The sequence below is a fragment of the Bacteroides sp. An51A genome (assembly GCF_002161565.1).
Taxonomy (GTDB): domain Bacteria; phylum Bacteroidota; class Bacteroidia; order Bacteroidales; family Bacteroidaceae; genus Phocaeicola; species Phocaeicola intestinalis.
The window spans coordinates 87016-108759 of the sequence record NZ_NFIC01000006.1; the positions used below are offsets into that span (position 1 = coordinate 87016).

The 21744-nt window shown below is 45.0% G+C and carries 25 protein-coding genes and 4 pseudogenes; 21 read left to right on the forward strand and 8 right to left on the reverse strand.

From position 1 onward, the window contains the following. Positions 1–28: 28 nt before the first annotated feature. The 15 genes and pseudogenes from B5G04_RS12540 to B5G04_RS12610 form a co-directional block, all read left to right on the forward strand. Positions 29–322, forward strand: coding sequence for a DUF4120 family protein (locus B5G04_RS12540; protein ID WP_004326290.1), 294 nt, complete (start codon positions 29–31; stop codon positions 320–322). Positions 323–621: 299 nt separating this feature from the next. Continuing rightward, a complete protein-coding gene (locus B5G04_RS12550; RefSeq protein WP_087397469.1) occupies positions 622–1560 on the forward strand; it encodes a hypothetical protein in 939 nt (312 codons plus the stop codon). Then, on the forward strand, positions 1557–1826 hold the full coding sequence (locus B5G04_RS12555; RefSeq protein WP_004326292.1) for a hypothetical protein: 270 nt from the start codon (positions 1557–1559) through the stop codon (positions 1824–1826). The genes B5G04_RS12550 and B5G04_RS12555 overlap by 4 nt, the downstream gene beginning before the upstream one ends. Beyond that, positions 1823–2635: a DUF4121 family protein gene (locus B5G04_RS12560; RefSeq protein WP_087397471.1), complete on the forward strand. Its 813-nt coding sequence runs from the start codon at positions 1823–1825 to the stop codon at positions 2633–2635. The genes B5G04_RS12555 and B5G04_RS12560 overlap by 4 nt, the downstream gene beginning before the upstream one ends. Positions 2636–2656: 21 nt before the next feature. After that, positions 2657–3376, forward strand: a complete 720-nt coding sequence (locus tag B5G04_RS12565; RefSeq protein WP_087397473.1) for an N-6 DNA methylase — start codon at positions 2657–2659, stop codon at positions 3374–3376. A gap of 26 nt (positions 3377–3402) precedes the next feature. Then, positions 3403–4194: pseudogene (locus B5G04_RS12570) on the forward strand (DUF932 domain-containing protein); the annotation flags it as partial. Positions 4195–4376: 182 nt separating this feature from the next. After that, entirely contained in the window at positions 4377–5618 is a 1242-nt protein-coding gene (locus B5G04_RS12575) for a site-specific integrase (RefSeq protein ID WP_087397475.1), read from the forward strand. After that, positions 5599–6606, forward strand: coding sequence for a tyrosine-type recombinase/integrase (locus tag B5G04_RS12580; RefSeq protein ID WP_087397477.1), 1008 nt, complete (start codon positions 5599–5601; stop codon positions 6604–6606). The genes B5G04_RS12575 and B5G04_RS12580 overlap by 20 nt, the downstream gene beginning before the upstream one ends. Before the next feature lie 8 nt (positions 6607–6614). Further along, positions 6615–7628, forward strand: coding sequence for a site-specific integrase (locus B5G04_RS12585; protein ID WP_087397479.1), 1014 nt, complete (start codon positions 6615–6617; stop codon positions 7626–7628). A gap of 104 nt (positions 7629–7732) precedes the next feature. After that, positions 7733–7840: pseudogene (locus tag B5G04_RS19375) on the forward strand (DUF932 domain-containing protein); the annotation flags it as partial. Between the two features lie 87 nt (positions 7841–7927). Continuing rightward, positions 7928–8194, forward strand: coding sequence for a hypothetical protein (locus B5G04_RS12590; RefSeq protein ID WP_022052945.1), 267 nt, complete (start codon positions 7928–7930; stop codon positions 8192–8194). A gap of 43 nt (positions 8195–8237) precedes the next feature. Then, positions 8238–8831, forward strand: a complete 594-nt coding sequence (locus B5G04_RS12595) for a hypothetical protein (RefSeq protein WP_004326298.1) — start codon at positions 8238–8240, stop codon at positions 8829–8831. Then, positions 8828–10762, forward strand: coding sequence for a hypothetical protein (locus B5G04_RS12600; RefSeq protein ID WP_087397480.1), 1935 nt, complete (start codon positions 8828–8830; stop codon positions 10760–10762). Before B5G04_RS12595 ends, B5G04_RS12600 begins: the two co-directional genes overlap by 4 nt. A 575-nt stretch (positions 10763–11337) precedes the next feature. Further along, a pseudogene (locus tag B5G04_RS20240) lies at positions 11338–12042 on the forward strand (DNA methylase); the annotation flags it as partial. A 188-nt stretch (positions 12043–12230) separates the two neighbouring features. Further along, a pseudogene (locus B5G04_RS12610) lies at positions 12231–12484 on the forward strand (TetR family transcriptional regulator); the annotation flags it as partial. Here B5G04_RS12610 and B5G04_RS12615 read toward each other — a convergent pair. Beyond that, complete coding sequence (locus B5G04_RS12615) at positions 12484–13053, reverse strand: Crp/Fnr family transcriptional regulator (RefSeq protein ID WP_087397484.1); 570 nt, start codon at positions 13051–13053, stop codon at positions 12484–12486. The pseudogene B5G04_RS12610 and the gene B5G04_RS12615 overlap by 1 nt on opposite strands. Before the next feature lie 160 nt (positions 13054–13213). Here B5G04_RS12615 and B5G04_RS12620 point away from each other — a divergent pair, with 160 nt between their 5' ends. The 6 genes from B5G04_RS12620 to B5G04_RS12640 all read left to right on the forward strand — a co-directional run bounded on the left by B5G04_RS12620 (position 13214) and on the right by B5G04_RS12640 (position 16101). Beyond that, entirely contained in the window at positions 13214–13540 is a 327-nt protein-coding gene (locus tag B5G04_RS12620; RefSeq protein ID WP_087397486.1) for a multidrug efflux SMR transporter, read from the forward strand. 13 nt (positions 13541–13553) lie between these two features. Then, complete coding sequence (locus B5G04_RS12625) at positions 13554–14747, forward strand: MFS transporter (protein ID WP_087397489.1); 1194 nt, start codon at positions 13554–13556, stop codon at positions 14745–14747. A 152-nt stretch (positions 14748–14899) separates the two neighbouring features. Beyond that, positions 14900–15073, forward strand: coding sequence for a hypothetical protein (locus B5G04_RS19380; protein WP_022126199.1), 174 nt, complete (start codon positions 14900–14902; stop codon positions 15071–15073). Positions 15074–15129: 56 nt separating this feature from the next. Next, positions 15130–15465, forward strand: a complete 336-nt coding sequence (locus B5G04_RS12630; RefSeq protein ID WP_087397492.1) for a type II toxin-antitoxin system RelE/ParE family toxin — start codon at positions 15130–15132, stop codon at positions 15463–15465. Next, entirely contained in the window at positions 15449–15754 is a 306-nt protein-coding gene (locus tag B5G04_RS12635) for a helix-turn-helix transcriptional regulator (RefSeq protein ID WP_004326306.1), read from the forward strand. The genes B5G04_RS12630 and B5G04_RS12635 overlap by 17 nt, the downstream gene beginning before the upstream one ends. Continuing rightward, entirely contained in the window at positions 15754–16101 is a 348-nt protein-coding gene (locus B5G04_RS12640) for a hypothetical protein (RefSeq protein WP_087397494.1), read from the forward strand. Before B5G04_RS12635 ends, B5G04_RS12640 begins: the two co-directional genes overlap by 1 nt. A gap of 47 nt (positions 16102–16148) precedes the next feature. On the opposite strand, the gene B5G04_RS12645 is transcribed toward B5G04_RS12640, so the two are convergent. From B5G04_RS12645 to traK, 7 genes are all read right to left on the reverse strand, one after another. Then, complete coding sequence (locus tag B5G04_RS12645; RefSeq protein ID WP_087397741.1) at positions 16149–16604, reverse strand: glycoside hydrolase; 456 nt, start codon at positions 16602–16604, stop codon at positions 16149–16151. A gap of 47 nt (positions 16605–16651) precedes the next feature. Continuing rightward, the gene (locus tag B5G04_RS12650; protein WP_087397497.1) at positions 16652–17155 is read right to left on the reverse strand and encodes a DUF3872 domain-containing protein; all 504 of its coding nucleotides are present in this window, start codon (positions 17153–17155) and stop codon (positions 16652–16654) included. Further along, positions 17152–18012 (reverse strand): toprim domain-containing protein, encoded by an 861-nt coding sequence (locus B5G04_RS12655; RefSeq protein WP_087397498.1) that lies wholly within the window; start codon positions 18010–18012, stop codon positions 17152–17154. The genes B5G04_RS12650 and B5G04_RS12655 overlap by 4 nt, the downstream gene beginning before the upstream one ends. A 6-nt stretch (positions 18013–18018) precedes the next feature. Next, positions 18019–18576 carry a conjugal transfer protein TraO gene (locus B5G04_RS12660; RefSeq protein ID WP_004326311.1) on the reverse strand — a complete coding sequence of 186 codons (558 nt, stop codon included), beginning with the start codon at positions 18574–18576 and terminating at the stop codon, positions 18019–18021. Beyond that, the gene (gene traN, locus B5G04_RS12665; RefSeq protein ID WP_087397743.1) at positions 18573–19487 is read right to left on the reverse strand and encodes a conjugative transposon protein TraN; all 915 of its coding nucleotides are present in this window, start codon (positions 19485–19487) and stop codon (positions 18573–18575) included. Before traN ends, B5G04_RS12660 begins: the two co-directional genes overlap by 4 nt. A gap of 46 nt (positions 19488–19533) precedes the next feature. Then, on the reverse strand, positions 19534–20838 hold the full coding sequence (gene traM / locus B5G04_RS12670) for a conjugative transposon protein TraM (protein ID WP_087397500.1): 1305 nt from the start codon (positions 20836–20838) through the stop codon (positions 19534–19536). Between the two features lie 252 nt (positions 20839–21090). Further along, positions 21091–21714: a conjugative transposon protein TraK gene (traK, locus tag B5G04_RS12680; protein ID WP_004326315.1), complete on the reverse strand. Its 624-nt coding sequence runs from the start codon at positions 21712–21714 to the stop codon at positions 21091–21093. Between the last annotated feature and the right edge of the window lie 30 nt (positions 21715–21744).

A 21744-nucleotide genomic window follows, 5' to 3' on the forward strand; every position in this document is an offset into this window, starting at 1 on the left:
CATTTACCAACCAATAAATTCAAACGATATGAAAATCTGCTGTTCACAAGAGCATTACGACAAGGTCGTACAGTATGCAAAATCAATCAATGACAAGACACTGGAAAACTGTCTTGAACGTCTAAAACAATGGGAGAAGAACGAGAACCGTCCATGCGAAATCGAACTCTATTACGACCATGCGCCGTATTCGTTCGGATTCTGCGAACGTTATCCGGACGGAAATACAGGCATTGTCGGAGGACTGCTGTATCATGGAAATCCGGACGAGTCCTTTGCCGTCACCATGGAACGTTTCCACGGATGGAGCATACATACCTGACATATATGCGACAGTCTGTATTGGGGAGCCTCATGCAATATGGGGTTCCCTTTTTTTATGCCGCAGACATGATGACAGCATCCTCATTTCTTGCTGCAAAAATAGCTGTTTGCCGCGCAACTCCCGCAAGGCGGCCCTGCCGGGCTGGTTGTCTGGAAAAAAATCATCCTCGCTTCGCTCCGGTATTTTTTTCCGCCAAGCCTTGCAGGGATGCGGGCAAACAGACAACAGGGACAACAAGAAATAAGAATGCCTGTACCTTACAGGCAGACAATGTATAACAATAAATATCAGAAGTCATGATTACAGACCAGAAGACACAGAACAGGCTTCACGCGGATACCGGAACAGAACTGTTCTCCATCAGACAAAGGAAGGAAGCCGTCACAAGGATGCTGGACATTCTGAAAGAAACTCCGGAATACCTGCAGGTTATGAACCATATACCGGCTTATGCCATGGATGACGATACGTCAGAATGGTGGAATTCGGAAGAATCGGAAAATTTCATGAACTCACTCCTGGAAGTGATGGAAAGCTATACTCCGGACGGATACAGGTTCGGACCTAAATCCGGCACGGCCGACCTTTACGGCTACTGGGAAAGCAAGACCGGGCGGACAACCCTCTTCCATCTGCTTTTCAGTCTGGAAAGCGGATATGAATGGGGAAAAGGTCTTTCCCATGAGAAAACGGACGCATTCTACAAGGAAATAAAAGAGAAATTTCATGGAGAGGGATTCGACACGGACAGAACAGGCTGTACATCACAGGCCATGTATCTTGTAAAAGGAAAGACACGCCTGTACGTGCATCCGATGGAAATAAGCGGCTACTGTGAAACACTGCATATTCCACAGATTACAGCCATACTGAAAAAAGGAGGCCGTACATTCCGTCTCGTAAAGGATACGATAGCGGAAGAGGTGTATTCCTTCACCGATGAAGAAGAAATGGAATATTACCGTGCCAGATACGGAACGTGCATCCACAGGAATATACTGGATGCCTTCAATAACCGCCGGGCAGGGAAAGAAGACATCCTTTCCATGATGGCATCACGGATAAATGTGGCGACGACATCACATCTGCACGGTATCGGATATGATTCACCGGCATACAGGTTCGTGCATGAGGCATACGACAGACTGGTAAACAACGGAAAGCTGAAGGAGAATATCAGGAAGACAGGTTGCTGCAACATCATAATGGCCATTTCAAATACCAACGCAATATGAGACTGAATTACAATGACATACTGCTTCTGGCAATATGGGAATACAACAGAAGACAGGACGAGGATCTGACCCTGGAACTGTTTCAGGAAACATTCGGACAGGTTCCCGGCGCACATTTCCATGACAAATGGGTGCATTATTACAACAGGAACCTGCTGATGATGGCCGCCTATTTCAGGGGTGAGGAAGAAAACGGCCAGAAATTCTGTGATATGATCACCCGACAGGTTGAACGCTATACACAAAACAGGAGGAGAACAGGATGAATACAAAGATACGATATGACCTTGACAGTCTTGAACTGGCAAACGGTGACTTCGGATATCCCATTACAGAAAAGGAAGTACGGAAAGTGAACCGTATGCTGGAACTGATGGAGAATGTCCGAAACAGGCAGATGTGCCCGACAGAAGGAGACTGCGTGGAATTTGTCTCACGTTCTGGTGACTATTTCGGAAAAGCTCATATAGAACGGATAACAGGAAAATATGCGGATATATGCCTGATACCGGAAACGGTATTCTGTTTCGATGACATGGGAAAAGCCGCCTATGATACCACCGGAAGTCCCTGGACGCAGGTCAATATCCGGAACATGAAACCCGCAGGTACTGAAATCCGCATATTCAGGACATGGGGATTCGGGAAGCGCAGCAATACGGGCAGTCTCAGGTTCGATGCTCCGGTCAGGAAATGGGAATACAGAGAACCGAATCCGTTGTATGACGGTTACACCACCCGTAACTGGTTCCGCTATCATATCATGAAACACCGGGACAGGGAAAGGACAGGCGAATACACCTTCCGCAGCGATTCATTCACGCTGTACAGCCGGAGCGAGCTGGACGAGCTGGCCGCAATCCTGAAAGGCAGACTCTACAAGGGAATCCTGCCTGACTCTCTTGTACTTTGGGGATACCGCATGGATATTAAGGAAATATCACGTGAGCAGTGGAACGGTATGGGACAGCACGGACAAATCCGCATGAAATTTATGGGATACGGTCCCGTCAGAATCCACACGGACAATGAAAACCATACCGTAACAGTATACAGAATCAACGACAGTATATAACCAATTATAAAATTAAGGAATATGGCACGATATGAAATCTCCAACGAAATCAGGCCGCTCGACAGGCTCATCACAGGCTTTGCCTCCTCATGCGGCTATGAAATACAGACCGTATTCAACGACCTGCTGCGTTTCATCATCCACGGCTTCTCTCCTGGAGCACCGCCAATAAGCAACTGGAAATACAAGCGTCAGCAAAACGCCTCGTTCATGGAAATGACAGCCGAATGGACACGTATCATGCAGAAACAAATCGGCAGGTCGGGCTGGTTCGACGCTTTCGGTGAACTCCACATGGCTTACTGCTCAAAACCGGGACAGCAGGCAAACGGACAGTTCTTCACGCCGTCACATATCTGTGAACTCATGGTCATGTGCGCGGCAGGTAAAAAAGAGACCGGACAGAGGATGGGAGACCCCACATGCGGCAGCGGAAGACTCCTGCTGGCATACCATGCGCACAATCCGGGGAACTATCTGGTCGGAGAAGACATCAGCCGGACCTGCTGCATGATGACCGTATGCAACATGCTCGTCCACGGATGTGTCGGGGAAGTGATCTGTCATGACAGTCTCCAGCCGAAGGCATTCACCGACGGATGGAAAGTCAACCAGGCTCTGCCCTTGACGGGAATACCTTCTATAAGACGCATGAAGGAAGAGGAATACAGGAATCCTCTTCCGGAAAATATCGGACGCTTCAAAGAGGCAGTCCGTATCATCAACCTATTGGACAAATAATTACCAACCATTTAAAAAATATAATTATGGAAGCTTTAGCAACATTGAACAATCAGAGACAGTTTGATTTCCAGAACAACGGAATCGAAGTAATGGACCTTGAAACACTCCAGCGTACCTACAAGGAGAACGACATCTACGGCAATCCGGTAAGGGGAATCTACCACTACCAGGTCATCCAGCGCATGACGGACATCTGCCGCCGTCACAACCTGAACTACGAGGTGGAGGAAATCTTCGCCGCCCAGAACAAGAACCGGACACAGCCCGGAGTGGTCATCTTGCCGCAGGTGGAACAGACCTATGGAGAGAAGGCGGTAGAAGCACATGTACTGCGCAGAATATTCACAACCATCCGTATTCTGAACGGGGATACCGACGAACTGACAACCACACTCGTGGTAGCCTACCATCAGGACGGTATCCAGGCGGCAATAGGTCCCTGCGTACGTATCTGCCACAATCAGTGTATCCTTTCACCCGAACGAAGCGTTGCCAACTACGGTAAGGACAAGGTGACTACCGAGGAACTGTTCGGGAAGGTGGATGACTGGATGCGCAATTTTGAGCGTGACATGGATGCGGACAGAAGCCGAATCCAAAGGCTCAAGGAAAAGGTGTTGACACCCGGTGAATTGTACATGATCATCGGTATGCTGACGGCTCTGCGTGTATCCCATGACAGTGCAGACAAAAGACTGGCATCACAGGTGGACACCTATCCGCTCAACCAGGGACAGATTTCCGTGTTTACGGAAGAACTGCTCAAACTCTCACTTGAACAGCCACGCATTACAGCGTGGGATGTCTACAATGTATTATGTACAGCTGTACATAATACGCTATATGAGTAGTAAATCATTATGTGAAGTACCATCTTTGAAATTATTATAACATAATGATAATCAGATAATAAAAAGGGCATGTAGAAAAATTACTGTACATAACTATTTTGTATTTTAGCTCTATATTGGGATAACATCCCCCAATAAGAGCAGATATGAATAAAAATATTAAAATTCAAGGATGGAAGATTACTGAACAACTCTCCAGCTATCTGGAGGAACGAGGTTCCACATCCAAAACACTAAAATCGCATAATAAGAACTGGCAACGCCTATATGATTATGCGCAGAAAGAAGGTTTGAGCGTTGATTTTCAATCCATAAATTCTGTTAGAAAATTGATAAGTCAATACCTCCTATCTGTAACTCTATCAGCGACTGATCTACGGTCGGCTTTGAATTCGTTCAAAATATTGAAGGAATTCGCTCTTAATGGTAAACTTAAAGAACGATGTCAAACATTCGATTTCTCAGGACCTATTGGTGCAAAAATGCTGGATCTTATTTCTGAGAAAGAAACTCAACATGTAAGTCAAACTACGATTAGAATTTACAAAACCAATCTTTCAAGATTTTTAGATTATCTAAATTCTCAAGATGTCAGACATGTGTATGAACTTAAAAAGGAACATGTAATACAATATATAAATCAGTTAGACAGTGAGTATAAAAGCATGCTCTATCAAAGTGTCTATTATACAAAAGTTTTTCTAAAATGGTTGTTCCATAATAAATTAATGGAAACAGATATTACGATAAACATACCTTCACCCAAGTTTGTCCAACAACCCCAACTACCTTCTGTATACTCAACAGAAGAAATAACAAAAGTTCTAAATACAATAGACAGAGGCAATCCAGTCGGCAAAAGGAATTATTTATGTTTACTGTTGGCTGCAAGATTGGCGTTAAGAAGTTCCGATATACGTAATCTTAAATTTTCCAATATCTTTTGGGAAGAGAATATTATAAGACTTATACAAGTCAAAACAGGACATCCAGTTGAACTACCCTTGCTTCCGGAGATTGGAAATGCCATAATTGACTATTTGAAATATGGTCGTCCCGAGTCCGATTCTCCATTCATAATTCTAACTAGCATACCTCCTTATGAGCCTCTTAAGCCACTCAGAATATATCGGATAACAATGAAGGCTTTCAAACGAGCTGGAATTAGCATTCTAGACAGGAAACATGGGCCACATGCCTTGCGTCATTCGTTATCATCCAGAATGTTGGAAAGTTTAACTACAATGCCTGTAATCTCAGAGGTATTGGGACATACTAATAGCGGATCAACAATGTTCTATTTACGTATTGATACAACATCTTTAAAACTTTGCGCATTGGATGCTCCAGAATTAAAAAATTCATTTTATGAACAGTTTAAATGGTAACATCATGAGGAAAATAAGATTTAATGGGGTCTATAAGAACCTACTGGAAGAGTTTGTACAGTTCAAACGCCAATGTGGGTTCAAGTATGTAACAGCCGAGAAAATGCTTGTACTATTTGACAAACTGACAATTGAACGTGGTGAAACGGAAACTTCACTCGGGATTGAGTTAGCTCGGGCATGGGCGGTAAAGAGACCTAATGAAACCGAAAGCTACCGCTATAAAAGAAGTGTTGTATTCAATCAGTTTGCTTTGTACTTAAGACAACAAGATAGACCTTGTTCAATATGTCATGTTCCTCCTTATAAAACATACTTTATCCCACATATTTACAGCTCGAAAGAACTAGAACAGATTTTCTCTGTATGTGATAATCAAGTATGTATGCCCATAAGAAGAGATTCTGTTATGTTTGTAATGCCTGCCTTGTTACGCTTTTTATTATGTACAGGACTGAGAATAGGAGAAGCCCTTGGACTTTTGGATACGGATGTCAATTTGCAAAATAAAATGCTTATAATTAGAGACTCAAAGAATGGGAAAGAGCGTCTCGTTCCGTTTTCGGATTCTTTAGCAACTATTCTAACCCAATATCGTATACACCGGGTAAGGCTAAACCCCAGTCCCTCAACATCTCACTTCTTCCTTTCTGCACGGGGTCGAAGTCTTGAACCAGGCGATATATATGTCTGTTTTAAAAGGATATTACACAAAGCGGGAATACCATTCAAAGGGAATCATTATGGACCAAGAGTACATGATTTTAGGCATACATTTGCTGTCAGATCTTTAGTTCATATGCTGGAAAACGGAATGGATATTTACTGTTCATTGCCGATTCTTTCAACTTATTTGGGACATCAATCCTTAGAAGCCACGAATAAATATGTCCGTCTTACCAAAGAAATGTATCCAGATCTTGTATATACTATTGATACAATATATACAGATGTTTTTCCTTCCATTGATGACAATAAAACAGAATAATAAATAGTATGAAAACAACAAATTTTGCAAAATATTTATCCGAATTTCTGACAGTATACATGGTTAATGAACGTGGATTCAGTCATAATACAATAAAATCCTATCGTGATACTTTTGTTCAATTCATCTCGTACATATCAGAACATAAGAATATAAAAATTGACAGATTTGATTTTCCCATGATCACCCAAAATATGGTGATTGAATTTCTTGACTGGTTGGAAAAAGAAAGAAAATGCAGCATTCAGACAAGGAACAACAGGCTCGCTGCAATACATTCTTTCATAAAGTACGTACAATACCAGTACCCTGATAACCTATATGAATTTCAACGTATTCTGAGTATAAGAAATAAAAAGCATACAAAAGGAAAAATCAATTATTTGACTATTGAAGGAATATCGCTCCTTCTCTCCATGCCAAATAAACACAGTATAAATGGGCGACGAGACTTGGCCTTACTATCTTTAATGTATGATATTGGAGCCCGAGTGCAAGAGATGGCTGATCTGAAGGTAGAAGATGTTCATTTGGATAAACCGTTTTATATCAATGTATGTGGAAAAGGAAATAAAATTAGAACAGTTCCAATGACTGAGAGCCAATTGAACGTTTTATCTGTATACATGAAAGAAAATCGGCTGACGGAGAAAACCTGGAGACCTTATCCCTTATTTATGAATAATCGAAAGGAGAAACTAACCAGAGGAGGAATTACATACATTCTTAAAAAATACGTGACAATGGCCAGAAAAGTTAATCCTGATATAATACCTGAAATTGTCAGTTGTCATTCTTTGCGACACTCTAAAGCTATGCATCTCTTACAAGCGGGTGTAAATCTAGTTTATATACGTGATATATTGGGACATGTTTCGATTCAAACGACGGAGGTCTATGCTCGTGCGGACTCCAAGCAAAAACGTGAAGCAATACAAAAAGCTTATAAAAATGTAGCTCCTGATGTTGAACCCTTATGGGAAAAAGATAAGGATCTTTTGCAGTGGCTAAAATCATTCTAAATATTATGTATAGTAATCTGTTTGTCTTAAAGGGTCAAGAAGTTAGTTATCAGCATATTTAATAAATGTACAAATAAATACTTCACATAATGATTTACTACTCATATAATGTAGCGACAGAAATCTACAAGCCTGGAAAGACTGATTTTCCTGCCATGATTCCACAGAACGGAGCAATGGCCGATTTCCTGCTTTCATATAACCAGAATTAGAACCTGAAACCGAAATACGACAGGCCCGGTTCCGTCACCAGCGGAATCGGGCTTTGTCGTTTATCAACCGTAATAATCAGATAAGATATGGCAGCAAGTAACAGAATAAAGGCTGAAATGTATATCCTTTTCAGCTGCAACGCATGGCACGAATACAGTTCATTCGAGCCAAAGGCGGTCTTCTCTTCCATAGAAAAGGCAGCAGACTTCCTGCAAAAGAACAGAAGAAAACTGAAACTGGAGGAAGATGACATCGAATGTTTCAGACAGCACAGTCAGACTCAGGGCAGAAATACCAATTACCTGGTACAGTCCTGTCCCTATAATCCAGTCCGCGCAAGAGACTTGGAATGACAAAGAATCCCATTCATAAACAATCATATAAAAATATACGACTATGACAAATGATGAAAACACTTACATCGGAATGTCCCTGCCGGAAGGAATACGGTACATCACCGTTTTTGAAAAAGGGGATTTTGAAAACTGCGGAAGAATACTCAGGACATTCTACCGTACGGAAGACAGGGTGAGAAAACTGCTCGCTTTGGGAAACCTGCTCCATCTGGGAGGCAGCCTCTCATCAAATGAAAACAAGACAAGCTGTTGGCCTTTGAATAATGGGAATCCCATTCACGAAGCAAAGGAAATATCCGGCAAGGAAAAGTTCTTCCTGCTCGGTGACTGGACTTACCTGTATGAAAATGGCAGATGGTTTCTGGGCTATGAAGGAAAAATCTATGAAATCAGCAATCCTGAATTTTCTGTCTTTGTTCCCGACAAGGACCATACGCCTTCCCCTCTGGACAAAGGACTTTCCTTTGCCGTAATCGGCGAAACGGGAAAACTGGAATTCACTCCGGAAATTGTCAACGGATGGGATACCTGGAAAAGCCTTCCCAAAAGAGTCAGTGAAAAAGGGAAAACGGTATATGTATTCCGCAAAACACAACTTATAAAAGTCATCAAACCTAAAAAACTGGAATCATGAAAGAAATCAATATGACAAAGGCTATATCATGTATGCCGGACAAATTCATCACAATGGAAATGGTTGAACTGGCCGCAGCCGAACACCGTCCGGAACTGGTCAACTATCTGCCGGAGAAATATATTACTTCTGAAATACTTGACAGTATCTTCAAAACAGATGATTACGGATGGCGTTCCTGGCAGCTTTCGAAGATACCTGAAGAAAAACGTAACCGCCAGATTTGTCTAAGGGCAATAAAGGCCGAAAAGAGTAATTTTCCTGACATACCGGAAAAATACAGGAACAGTGACATACTTGAATCGCTGTTCGCACACAGGAATTTCATGTACTACCTGCATCTGATACCTTCATCCTCATGGAACAACGGAACAGTCCGTGATGCAATATACTCCCTTTACCGTGACGTACAGCAAAACGGAGGTTACCGGTACTGTTCAGAGAGGTATGAACAGCAGTTCTTATATGAAACAAGCGTCATGCTTTCTTTCGTTCCGCGACAAGCCAAGGATTTCAGACTTTGGAAAGAACTGATCCATGACGGACGTATCGCAACCATGACTATCGACAAAATGATGCCTAAATGTTTCAAACAGGCAGCATACTACAAGGAATGGGCCATACGCTGTATCAAGGAAGTGGATACACGCTGGCTTGACTATGACACCGTATGGAAGGCCATCTGTCACAAGACAGGCAACCTGCATGGCATTTTCGATTCATACGGACATTACGAGTGGTTCTCCAAACATGCGGATGATGCCATGGCTGACAAAGCAATGGAGCTGGAACCTAACCTGTTTAACAAACTTCCCAGACGGTTCCGGACACCGGAAAGACTTATTCATACACTTGAAGTAAAAAGAGAAATCAACAGTTACAACTTCATTCTTGAACCGAACCTGATGACGAAAGAGGTTTGTATGGCACTGGCCAGAAGGGATTCGTTCTATCCGGATATTCCATCGGAACGCTGGAACAGGGAACTTGTGGAATATTTCACCGAACACGGAAACAGCATGTATTGGTTTCCTCAACTGCCGAAAAAACTACAGACCAGAAAACTTGCCGGGAAGGTTCTCAAGGAGAAGCCGCAATACTTCCATTATCTGCGGATGGAATTCATCACACCTGAAATGTCCAGGCTGTTATGTCAAAAAGACCAGGATAATATCCGTCATTTCAAGGAGCGTGTCATGGAGTTCCAGAAATATACAGGACTTCCAGCCGAATTCTATGGATGTGAAACGGATTTCGAGCATATCAGAGACCGTGATGACAGCCGCCGATACTGCCGTATAGGACTCGCTTACATCGCCTTACAAAAATGTAAACGCGGATGGCATGAAAGTGAATACTATCTCATCATGACACGCCATCCCAACCGATATATGCCTGCCGAAACAGTGTTCAGAAAACAAATTACCACATTCCACCGGACATGGCTGGAAAAGACAATATGTGACAACGACCCGCAATTCCGGATTCCGAAGATTCAAAAGGATTTGAAGGATGTACAGGCCATGCGGTATTATGAGGTGGAACATATCCGTACCATACTGGGTTGCGAAATATTCCGCAACTCTTTCATGGGACAGACAGTGGAATACTGTATCCGCAAGGACGGACTGACCTACCATGACAGGAACATGGAAAGGCTCGCTTCCGGCCTGCAATACAAGATCCGTCAGTTGAAGGAACAGGCTGTACTCCCCAAAGGTACTGATGACTCTATAGAAATCAATGCTGAAACGGTACACCGTAATATGGGGTATTGTCTGATCGGAATAGAAGCCTTTGCGGAAGACTACGGACTGGACGTAGCCCGGACATATACCCTGAAAGAGCTGAAGGACGTTATCCATGAACAGGGATACAAGCCTTCACTGGAGAAATACAAAAAAGAAGTCCAACATCTAAATCTTATCTGAATATGAATATTTTCCAAAAAAAAATTGAAAACCTGTGCGATGAAATCATCGGCAGGATACTTGCACTGATGCAGGTAAACTCGGTTTCCGAAGTAATACTGACAGACAATGACAATCCGGTTTACGTAATCTGGTTTGACAAGATAGGTGATCCGTGCGAATGTTCCGTACACAAGGTAACTGCTGTCGGAGAAGGAATCACACTTGAAGTCCATGATAAGATAACCGGAGAAAATTATAAGGTAACAAGCCGCCATGAGGCGGCTCTGGCCAATCCGGTATGGCTTAACGATATTCTGGAATCCATAACAAACATCTTCCATATAAAAGAAGATAATGTTATATGCTGCAAATGCGGAAGTACAAACGTAACCTGTGAAGCGATGATAAATCCCAATACAAAGGACTTTGACCACTATACAGATGACTCTTTTCAGTATGGGTGGTGCGACAACTGTAAAACCGGAGTAATCATAAGCGACACATCTGAAGTAAAGAAGGGAATATCTCAGAAATATAAAGAGTTTACAGAGACTTACAATACCGAACCGCAACTGGCCTTATGCCGTATCTGGAAACTGAGGAACAACCAGGCCACCATAGCCGCTATGACGGAGGACTGGGAGAAATTCACGGCTGCCGCACAGACAGACCAGGAAGGCAACAGGCTGAACCTGCTCAGGATTGACGGGCTGGATTCCACCGACGAGAAGACAATCGGCAAGCGCCTGCAGGAGATAGCCAGGAATGCCACGACGGGCGGACAGTACAAGCGCGTAGGCGAACTGTACGGCTTCCCCATCGAGGTGGTCAGCGAAAGAACACTCAAAGACGGGCTGGAGTTCTGCGACAACCGATTTGTGGTAGCGGGCAACTACAGGTACAGCTACAATAACGGACATCTGGCGATGGCTGACACACACGCCGCCGCCATGAATTTTCTGAACGCACTGGAGAGGATACCGGGTATCATCGACCAGTACAGGAAGAAGAACGAAGTGCTGGAGCGGGAAATCCCGCAGTTGCAGGAGATAGCCGGAAAGACATGGAAGAAGGAGGAGGACGAGCTGAAACAGCTGAAGTCCGAACTCGCCGCACTGGACCGCAAGATACAGCTGGAGCTGGCTCCGCCGACGCCAGAAAACTCGGAAGAGAACCGGCAAAGCAACGAAAAGAAACAGACGGAACAGCAGCCGGAAAGCCCGCACGCGGACTTCGTGCGCAGCCATCTGGTTGTCGGAAGACCGGGGCTGACGGAACCGAGGGGCATGAAGCTGTAGTTCCGCATTGTCCGGTAATGACCACGGGCGACTGCCTTTGCATGAAGCGAAGCGGTCGCCCGTACTTTTTTCAATGAAGAAATGTATTACAAGACATTCATCCGTGGTATTTTATGACAATAAAAAACACTGGAATACAAATGTTTGAAAAGAGAAAATCCGTATCTTCGTAACTGACACAAAAATGGATGCGTACCTTTACAAACAGGGAAGAAGCATTGGAAAAGCCCTTACAGGTATTCACCAAAATGAATTATGAGAAAGCAACCCAGATGGAAATAGTCAAAGCCTGCGGCCTGTCAAAAGCCGGATTGGTGTATTATTTCCCGTTCAAGCAGAATTTGTTCGTGGTTATTGTGGACAAATATGTATTTCATCCCCAGCAGTTGGAAAAAAGTTCCAATTTACAGCAGGTTCGTTCCCGGAGTTTATCGACCAGTATTACGGCCGTGTGATTTTTGCCCTAATCCGGCTCAGACTTGCCTGCGTTACGCCTAAATAGGTGGCGATACTTCCCAGCGGCAATCGCTGTAACAAATCTGGTTCTTTCTCCAATAGCTCCTTATACCGTTCCGAAGCGATAGCGGACAACATAGAAATCAGCCGTTCCTCAGTGGCAAGCAGCTCCATCTCCGCATAACGCCGTCCCCAATTGGCGATGTGCAAGTCTTCCGAAAACAACTCTTTCAGTTTTTTCCTTTTCAATACATATAAGACGGAATCTTCCATCAATTCCATTGTTTCATATCCCGGCTCGTCATTTACATAGCCTTTCATAGAAACAAGGGTAGCTCCCTCTTTGCCGACCCAAAAAGTAATTTCTTTCCCATCCACCGAAGTATAGGCACGGACAATGCCTTGTTTAATGAAAAAGATGTCTTTCTCCACCTTGCCGCATTCCAATACTCGGAATCCTTTGGGATATGAGACTTCCGTCAGGCATTGTTGCAACCTGTCCAAAGATGCGTCCGGCATGGCATATCTTTGGTTGATGATTTCCTTTATATCCATAGTTCATTGCTGTTGTTAGTGTGCAAAATTATAAAATAGCATACGGAAACGAGAATAAACAGATGTTTTTTGTCAAATGAAAAGTCTGTTTTTGCCAAATGCAAAAAGCTATTAGGGATTGCTTATTTATTTTTGCGCTCGAATTTAATAAATCATAGGTATGAATTGGATAATCTTATTATTGGCAGGATTGTTTGAGGTGAGCCTCACATTCTGTTTAGGGAAAACGAGAGCGGCATCAGGAGTTGAATTTTATTTGTGGGGAAGCGGTTTCCTTGCCTCTACCGTACTGAGCATGACTTTGCTTGCCAAAGCGGTACAGACTTTGCCTTTGGGAACTGCGTACGCCATTTGGACGGGAATCGGAGCGGTTGGTACGGTTTTGATTGGGATATTCGTTTTCAAGGAACCTGCCACTCCCATCCGGCTTTTCTTCCTCTTCACGCTCATTGCATCCTTGATAGGATTGAAAGTCGTGTCATACTGAAAGGAGGCGACAAATGAAGTATGAATTAAGAGAGAACCAAGGCATTCCGGTACCTCTGCTGGCTCTGATGGCAGTTGCTACCGAACTTTCCGTTGCCAACTGCTACTACAACCAACCTTTGTTGGGTAGCATGGCAAAAGATTTCGCGGTAAACGACTTTTCTGCTAGCATGGTAGCGACATTGACACAGATAGGCTATGTGACCGGACTTGTGTTTGTCATCCCGCTTGGTGATTTGGTCTCACGAAAGAAGCTGATATTGACCAATTATATCATATCTTCGTGCGCCTTGCTTGCCATAGCCCTTGCCCCGAACATCTATTGGGTGTGGGGCGCATCATTGCTTGCCGGCGCATCTTCGGTTATGCCGCAATTTTTCATTCCGTTAGTATCTTATTATTCACCCCCTGCGCACAAGGTGCGCAACGTAGGGATTATACAATCTTGCCTGCTCATAGGCATTCTTGGTTCACGGGTATTCAGTGGCTTTCTGGCTGACGTATGGGGATGGCGTTCCGTCTATTTTGTAGCTTGCTTGTTTATGCTCGGATGCTTCCAGATGATTCACAAGATGCTACCCACGCTGTCTACCTGTTCTCAAGAAAGTTATGCAGGGTTGATGAAATCTTTGTCGCGCCTGCTCTCCCAATACCCGTACTTGCGTATCGCATCGCTGAGGGCGGCATTGGCTTATGGCTCGTTCTTCGCTTTGTGGAGTTGCCTTGCTTTTCGGATGAAACAGGAACCTTTTTTTGCTAGCGACGACATTATCGGAGCACTCGGTTTGTGTGGACTGGCAGGTGCATCCACGGTGGTTTTCATCAGCGGCTACGTCCAAAAGTACGGTGCGAGGTTCTTCTCTATTGCCGGAGGATGCGTAGTGTTGGTTGCATGGATACTGGCATTTTGGGGGAATGACAGCTATTTGTGGATAATAATTGCTATCTTGCTGATTGATGCCGGTATGCAATGCATCCATTTGTCGAATCAGACCAGCGTAGTCACCCTTGACGCATCTGCCATCAATCGTATCAATACCGTTTATATGACCATTTACTTTTTGGGTGGTTCTGCCGGTACATTCGTTTCCGGTCTGTCTTGGCAGCATTGCGGGTGGACAGGTGTGGTGGGGGTAGGAATTGCCTTTACCGTGGCTTCCTTGCTCGTAAACTGCTTCAAGCCCCAACGACATAAGGGCGGATACTAAATATTCTTTCAGTCTGAATATTTTATGCTTTTCATCCATAAAAGTTGTCCGAACAAGCAAAGTAATCCTGAAAACAAAGAAAATCTTTTGACTCACTTGATTTTCAAAGGCGTATTTTTTGTAGGAAATAAGAAATAAACTGGAAAGATGATATGAAAGAAACGGAAGTTTCCATAGCACTCGAAAACATTCCGGAAGAGCATGATGATGCCATCTTCTTCTATTGCGACAGCCTGTCCGATTTCATGGCGTTGGCAGAATACGGAGGAGAAGACTTCATCGTTACGGAATGTTTTAACTTTACCAACTTGGAAAATGAGGAATAATTTATTTACATCTTTTCAAAGTTGCCTGATATGTAAACTTTATATATATTTGCAGCATGAAACAGGAAAGGACCATATCAGCCTACAAGAATTATTTCATGGACTTTATCTCATCTCTCAGAAAAGAGGAAGCCCGTAAGATATACTACATTCTTGATATGCTGAAAGTACAGGAAAGGATAAGCAGCAAGTTCGTAAAGTATCTGCGCGAAGAGCTCTATGAAATCCGTGCTGAATATGGAGGCAACATCTTCCGGGTATTCTTCATATTTGATGACGGGAACATCGTAATCTTGTTCAACGGATTTCAGAAAAAGACAAAGAAGACACCGCCTTCTGAAATAGAAAAGGCATTAAAGATAAAGGAGGAGTATTATGAAAGCAAGAAATGAAAACCTGACCAGCATCGATGCTATCATGGATGCGGAATTCGGCAAGCCGGGAACACCTGAACGTGAGGAGTTCCGTAAGGAGGCATACGCCTACTGCATGGGACAGATTATATGCGATGCCAGAAAGAAGGAAAAGATGACCCAGTCCGAACTGGCTGAAAAAATCGGGACCAACAAGTCCTATATCTCCAGAATAGAAAAAGGTATTGTAGATCCGGGTATCAGTACGTTCTGCCGTATCATTGATGCACTCGGATTGAAGATTGAAATTGTCAAACCGGTATTATAATGGAAAATTATCAGGAAAAAGCCAGAGAAAACTTTTACCGCAACCGTCCATACGGCATTCACATTGATTATGCCCGAAAAGGATTTGTACTGTTCAATCACTATACAAACAGTCTCGGCAAACAGGAAACCGGTTCTATTGAAGGCCTTCCCCTTGAAAAGTTCGAGGATGTGGACGCGATACCATTGAACGGGAAAATTATAAAAAATGGCAACCGGACAATAGACATCTATTTCTATACGGAAGATTCAAATCCTTACAGAAATATGAAGCTGGATATGGATGCTCTGAAACAGTATAACCGGTTCATTTATCCCCTGTCACTTTTTCTGAACAGAACACTATAACAGAACAGCCGTGAACTTTTCATAATTCACGGCTGTTCTGTTCTTTTTCATTGTATAAACAATAACTTGTATTCTTCTTTTCTTCTCCTTTCTATTGACGGAATTTTCTTTCCCTTATAGTGACAATATCGTATGAAGTCCGCATAAATGTCCCGATTACCGGCTTCCAGTTTCTTTATCAACGTGCTTTTGGGCATCCTGCCATAACCGAGCAACTTATATGGTCCCACCTGATAAGCAAGACAGGCTATCAGCAGCGAATCCTTTCCCAGGTGACGGAACAATGCACACATTTCCTTCAGGTCTTTTCTCAGAATACTGTCTCCCTCACTTTCTGTCAGACTGACGGGAAACTTTTCCCCTTTTCTGATACGGTGACCGTATGCAACATACGGATGATGTTCCGGACCATGCCATCCTTCGTATTTTTTGATACACCTGACAGCCGTTTCCCAACGTGAGTCTTCAACATTCTCCTGTGCCCGCAGGAAAGTTACCGTCATGGTCAGTACCACCAACGGCAGTACCGACCTTAGAAGTCTAACGGTTATTATAGGGCACCTCCTTCCTGAACTGACAATGAATCTTCCACAGCATCCGTCTCTTCATCACCTGCATTGTTGAAGTCAAATTCCATTTCCGTCATGTTTCCCCAGTTGTCCTCGACAACGACAATGAAGTTCTGTGCCTCTTCACATAGTGAAGTATAATACAGCCTGAACTTCCGGTTCTCCAGCAGATAACGGTCATTCGGCCTGAATTCAAGACCGTTGTCCAGTTTCAGGGAACCTTCCCCGTCATACTGGAAATAACGGATCGTATAGACCGTACCGTCAAAATCGCCCTCACTTTTGAGTTCACATCGTATTTCCGCCGTCTCATTCCTGTTCAGTTCCTTTGGAACCGGCATTGTTTCCACGGTAAACGGATAACTCTGCTGTATTTCCAGCTCGGATTCGCACGAGATCAGTACAAGACTGACCAGACCTATGCAGAACATGGCAATCTTACCTGCCAGCCCAAATCCTTTTCTCATATTCTTTTCTGTCTTCATTTGTTTTCCTTTGTTTTTGTCAGATATTCATTCAAGTCCTTTAATCCATCATACAGACCGGAACAGTCCATAACCTTATTCCCGAAATGTATGTTCAAAGTCTCCAGTGCAGTAATCCCGGCCCGATCACGGTCAAGAAAGCACAGGATTTTACCGTAACCCTCCAGAACGGCATACGACCGTTCCAGATTGGATACAGAGTTCAGCACCAGGCAGTCCTCGTCCTTCACAATCCGCAATACCAATGCCGAAAGGAAATCCACAAATCCTTCAAACACGCAGCACGTATCCTGTTTCTTTCCGGACAGGGACACACAGGAAATGTCCTTGGGAGAGATGCATCCCTTGAACATCGGGTTACGGAGTTCATAGCCGCCGCTCCGGTTCATGAAGCCTATGGCAAAATACCGTTTGCCCCGTATTCCGTATGCCACTTCCTTGCAGAATCTCCCGGCTATGGCCGGATCAATGCCTCTCTCTTTCAGGTAACCTTTCAATGCCTCATGACTCAGTTCCGTCACTTTCACGTCCTCGAATCCGGAAACGCGGGGTATCTTCTTACGTTCCTGTAAAGGCCGGAGGGGAAGTATGCCGGATTTCCCTGAAAGGAACTCCAGCTGTTCCATGAAACCGGTGCTTCCGGTCAGTTCTCCGGCAAGATGGAAGATGTCACCTCCCTTTCCGAGGCCAAAATCAAACCAGACATTCCGCTGCGTATCCACCTTGAAGGATGCGGTTCTCTCATTTCTGAAAGGGGATCTGAACCAGACATCATTTCCTTTACGGGATACCGGTACATGCCCCATACCTTCAAGAAAACCGACAAGAGAAATACGTCTAATCTGTTCCAGTTCCATAACCCGCTAATTTATCATAAAACGAATGCCGATTCCATATTGGGTATGGCAATATCCGAGACTTCCGCCCCACAGGAAACGCTCACGCAAGGAAGCCGTCAATGCCACACGGTCGGCAAGGTACAGTTCCATCTCCAGCGTCAGGGCACAGCCGTACACAAAGGCATCGCCGTTTTTCAGAGTGGCCCCGTCATAGAGTTTTTTATCGGACCAGTTTACCGTCTCATATCCGGCCAGTGCCGATCCTCCAAGATTGAGGAAGAACACTTTTCCCGCATCGGAAAGGAAATTCAGGTAATATCCGCCTTCTGCCGTAAACTGCGCCGAAGGGATGGTCACATGACGGTAACCGTGCTTCATGTGCAAATATTCCGCTCCATATACCCATTTGTTTCCGCCTTTGGCATAACTTGAAAGTGTCATTCCCATATAGTATCCGTTATCGGAAGCCATACCTCCACGCATTTCCACACCCTGCATCCTTGGCAGAATCCGCTGGGCGTCTGCCTGCCCTACGGAAAGGACAAGCAGCAATGCCAGCATATACAATACTTTCGTTCTCATCGTACCTTCAGTTCGTTGATGGTTTCCGCACGCACCAGGTCTTCGTTGACCACCTCAAAACTCTGGTGACGGCCACCCTGTTTCTCATACATCTCCACAACCAGTTTCTTGTCGTCCGGTATCGTAAACTTAGGAAGGGCAAATACCGTGCATTCCGAATCCCTGCCGTTTACACGTGTCACATAATTATAGGCACGCAGCGGATAAATCACCTGCTCCTGCATGGCCGTACGCTTCATCATCTTTTTGTCCACCACCTTGAACGTAATGAAATCCACGTCAAAGGGCACATTCGAGGAGTTCTTTACCTGGGTATGGAAATAAAGCAGGTCATTATGGGTGTACAGCCCTTTGAGCAGATACTGGATACCGAAACGCTTGCAGCCGATATGACGGATACGGCGCTTGTCATTCTCATACACGGATTTCATGATAAGACGTACCAGACGGGGTGACTCGTTATCCAGCTCGGTCAGATAGATTTCCATGGCATTGTTGGGACGGTTCACCGATTCTCCGTCATGGATGAAATCACACATCTCCACATTCAGCAGCAGCGGCTCATCGGCATACTTCACGTTGAAGGTATAGAAGTTCCCGTCTTCGGTTATTACAGACATATTGGTCTCCTCCCTGAAATTGCGTGTCGTGGCCTTTACTCGGATTACATTCTCGGCACCGTCGGCCTTGCCGGCTATCAGGTTTGTAGAACCGAGATCCACATACTTGACCGGAGCCGGAAAAATGACATGGACGGTCTTGTCATACGTTATTTCCAGTCCGTGCGGCGGAATCATCTGGCTGAAACCGATCTTGCGGGTCAGCCCCTCATAATAATCACCGCTACTCTGCTGCGCCCAGGCAGCCGATACGCCCAGTAAAAGGGCAAACATCATCAGAATCTTCTTCATGTGCTTTTGTTTAATGGTTGTCTTTTCTTTCATAGTTTCCTGTATTTCATTTCTCCGGTGAATGGAGCAGTACCCGGTGTCCGGCCTTCAAAGTAATCTTTACCGTACGCATCCGTTTGGATATGTACTGGGAAACGCCCTGTATCACACCTTTTCCCAGATCAGAGGCAATCTGCGCCCCGGCATCGGTGGAAATGTTAATGCTGCTGTTCATCGAGGTTCCCATATTGGCGGCAATCTCTCTGGCAGCGTCATATTCCAGTGAACCCGGCACCAGGATTCCCTGCTGTCCATCCAGATCATAGACTTCCAGCTCCACCGGCAGGATAGTTCCCTTGTATTCCACGGCATTGACCATGATTTCCAGCCGTTCACCCTGTATGCGTGTGCCACCTACCAGTACGGTCCCTTTCGGTATGAAACGTCCGGCAACAGACATGGGCTCGGTAAGCCGCAGGCGCAAGGCCTGTCCGTCGGATACGGTCTGCGTACCGTGTACACAGGCAGCAATGGTATTGCCTTCCGCTACTGTCTTCCGGCCGACAGCCGTATTGAAACCGGCATTGCGTTCTCCCGAAAAGGCGGATATGAACTCTTCGTCGCTCATAGGTCTGGAAAGCGAGGATACCACCTCATTGTGAACCTGTTTCACCGGTATGGCTTTTTTGTCCTCCGCTTTTCTGACGGGAGAAGGAGTCTCCACTGCCTGACGGTTATTGTATTTGGCGGCCAGTTCGTAGGATTTTTCCATCAGGGCCATCTTTTCCTCCATGCCTGACAGTGGCTCCTGTTTCTGCTGCTGTTGCTGCATACGCTCCAGTTCCTCAATCCTTTCCAGAAGCCTTTCCTTTTCCGGATCGGTCCGCGGTTCATAGATGCTTCCCAGCGTACGGTTCATCTCACGGTAGGCTCCGGCCGAGGAACTGACCGGTCCGGCATTGCCTTTTTCTGTTTCCGTTTCCGTGTTTGTTTGCCTCTCCGGTGGAATGTTATCGGGAAGACGGACACTGTCTTTCCGTTCCTCTTTGGCAAACATGGACTCCGCAGCTTCAAAGAATGTCTTCCTTTTCCTGCTTTCCTGTTCCATCAGAGCCTTTTCATAGGCATCTTTCTTGTTTCCTTCCAGGCGGCTGTCCTCGGGAGAAGGGATTTCCGTATTGAATCCCTGTCCTTTATCCTGCCGCTCCCGTTCCTGCCCGGAAGGTGAGAATATCAGATAGAAACTTCCCAGACACAGCAGGAACATCAGCGGATACACCACAAATCTGGCGCGTTTGCGTTTCTGTTCCTCACTCAGCGGCTTTCTGTCCCTTGAAGACCGGAGCCTGAACGGTTTCATCAGCCGTTCCATTACTTTCTTGACTTTTTCTTTCTCCATTTCTTACAATAGATTGAATGAACTCCATACGGAGTGAATCCTTTTCCATAAATTCCATTCCGGACTCCCGGTTCTTACTGCCTATAAACGGTCTGCATGCCGTATAGACACATGCGGCGGTAAACGGGACAAACAGTATCCAGAGAACGGCCTTGCGCTGTTTAACGGTAAGTCTGTGGCAGAACCTCCTGAGTTGAAGGTCCGCCTGTCTCGTCAGGTTCCTTTTCATCGCTCTACGCTCCTTATGTCCTTGTTTTCCAGTATGGTCAGATGTTCGATGATAAAGCCGTTGGGGTTGTCATCGGAACGGGACGTATTCTGAAGCTGGCAGTCAGTCACCAGCGAACGTTCCGTCACATTACTCTCACGGATAATCATCTGGCGGGCATACGTCCTGGCCCTGTAGGGGTATCCGGAAAAGTCGCAGACCACGCTGTCCACCCGTACCACCTGATTGATATTACCGGAAATGAGACGGTTGTAATATCCTTTCTCGGCAAAATCCACATAGTAATGATAGGCGCTTTTGTCCGCCAGCTGCAAGGCACGGTTGATATTGTGCTCGATGGCATCCTTCTGTGGCGACAGCCCGAAAAAGAGCTCATGGAACCTTCTTACATGCTCCCTGGCTTCAGCCGGACGGTTCTGTGAAAGATCCTGCGAAAGGGCAAGCATCAGTGACTTGCCGCCATCGAGTACATAAATTTTCTCACGCTGTTTCTCCGCAAAGCGGTATGAGTTCCACAGGGCAAAGACGGTCACAAGCGTGCAGCATCCGACAAAGACCGCAAGCATCAGGCGTATCCGTCTGAAACTGCTTTCAATATTGGTCAGTGATTTGAATTCCATCTGTTTTCATGATTTTTATGTTCCTGTTCT

Bases quoted from the DNA above. Each gene is read 5' to 3' on its own strand.
- B5G04_RS12660 (WP_004326311.1), bottom strand. From the start codon at position 18,576: ATGAGAACGAAAGTATTGTATATGCTGGCATTGCTGCTTGTCCTTTCC.
- B5G04_RS12650 (WP_087397497.1), bottom strand. From the start codon at position 17,155: ATGAAGACAGAAAAGAATATGAGAAAAGGATTTGGGCTGGCAGGTAAG.
- B5G04_RS12580 (WP_087397477.1), top strand. From the start codon at position 5,599: ATGAACAGTTTAAATGGTAACATCATGAGGAAAATAAGATTTAATGGG.
- B5G04_RS12595 (WP_004326298.1), top strand. From the start codon at position 8,238: ATGACAAATGATGAAAACACTTACATCGGAATGTCCCTGCCGGAAGGA.
- traM (WP_087397500.1), bottom strand. From the start codon at position 20,838: ATGGAACGGCTGATGAAACCGTTCAGGCTCCGGTCTTCAAGGGACAGA.
- B5G04_RS12640 (WP_087397494.1), top strand. From the start codon at position 15,754: ATGGAAAATTATCAGGAAAAAGCCAGAGAAAACTTTTACCGCAACCGT.
- B5G04_RS12590 (WP_022052945.1), top strand. From the start codon at position 7,928: ATGGCAGCAAGTAACAGAATAAAGGCTGAAATGTATATCCTTTTCAGC.
- B5G04_RS12585 (WP_087397479.1), top strand. From the start codon at position 6,615: ATGAAAACAACAAATTTTGCAAAATATTTATCCGAATTTCTGACAGTA.
- B5G04_RS12625 (WP_087397489.1), top strand. From the start codon at position 13,554: ATGAAGTATGAATTAAGAGAGAACCAAGGCATTCCGGTACCTCTGCTG.
- B5G04_RS19380 (WP_022126199.1), top strand. From the start codon at position 14,900: ATGAAAGAAACGGAAGTTTCCATAGCACTCGAAAACATTCCGGAAGAG.
- B5G04_RS12550 (WP_087397469.1), top strand. From the start codon at position 622: ATGATTACAGACCAGAAGACACAGAACAGGCTTCACGCGGATACCGGA.
- B5G04_RS12600 (WP_087397480.1), top strand. From the start codon at position 8,828: ATGAAAGAAATCAATATGACAAAGGCTATATCATGTATGCCGGACAAA.
- B5G04_RS12575 (WP_087397475.1), top strand. From the start codon at position 4,377: ATGAATAAAAATATTAAAATTCAAGGATGGAAGATTACTGAACAACTC.
- B5G04_RS12630 (WP_087397492.1), top strand. From the start codon at position 15,130: ATGAAACAGGAAAGGACCATATCAGCCTACAAGAATTATTTCATGGAC.
- B5G04_RS12635 (WP_004326306.1), top strand. From the start codon at position 15,449: ATGAAAGCAAGAAATGAAAACCTGACCAGCATCGATGCTATCATGGAT.
- B5G04_RS12620 (WP_087397486.1), top strand. From the start codon at position 13,214: ATGAATTGGATAATCTTATTATTGGCAGGATTGTTTGAGGTGAGCCTC.
- B5G04_RS12655 (WP_087397498.1), bottom strand. From the start codon at position 18,012: ATGGAACTGGAACAGATTAGACGTATTTCTCTTGTCGGTTTTCTTGAA.
- B5G04_RS12565 (WP_087397473.1), top strand. From the start codon at position 2,657: ATGGCACGATATGAAATCTCCAACGAAATCAGGCCGCTCGACAGGCTC.
- traN (WP_087397743.1), bottom strand. From the start codon at position 19,487: ATGAAGAAGATTCTGATGATGTTTGCCCTTTTACTGGGCGTATCGGCT.
- B5G04_RS12560 (WP_087397471.1), top strand. From the start codon at position 1,823: ATGAATACAAAGATACGATATGACCTTGACAGTCTTGAACTGGCAAAC.
- B5G04_RS12615 (WP_087397484.1), bottom strand. From the start codon at position 13,053: ATGGATATAAAGGAAATCATCAACCAAAGATATGCCATGCCGGACGCA.
- B5G04_RS12540 (WP_004326290.1), top strand. From the start codon at position 29: ATGAAAATCTGCTGTTCACAAGAGCATTACGACAAGGTCGTACAGTAT.
- traK (WP_004326315.1), bottom strand. From the start codon at position 21,714: ATGGAATTCAAATCACTGACCAATATTGAAAGCAGTTTCAGACGGATA.
- B5G04_RS12555 (WP_004326292.1), top strand. From the start codon at position 1,557: ATGAGACTGAATTACAATGACATACTGCTTCTGGCAATATGGGAATAC.
- B5G04_RS12645 (WP_087397741.1), bottom strand. From the start codon at position 16,604: ATGACGGTAACTTTCCTGCGGGCACAGGAGAATGTTGAAGACTCACGT.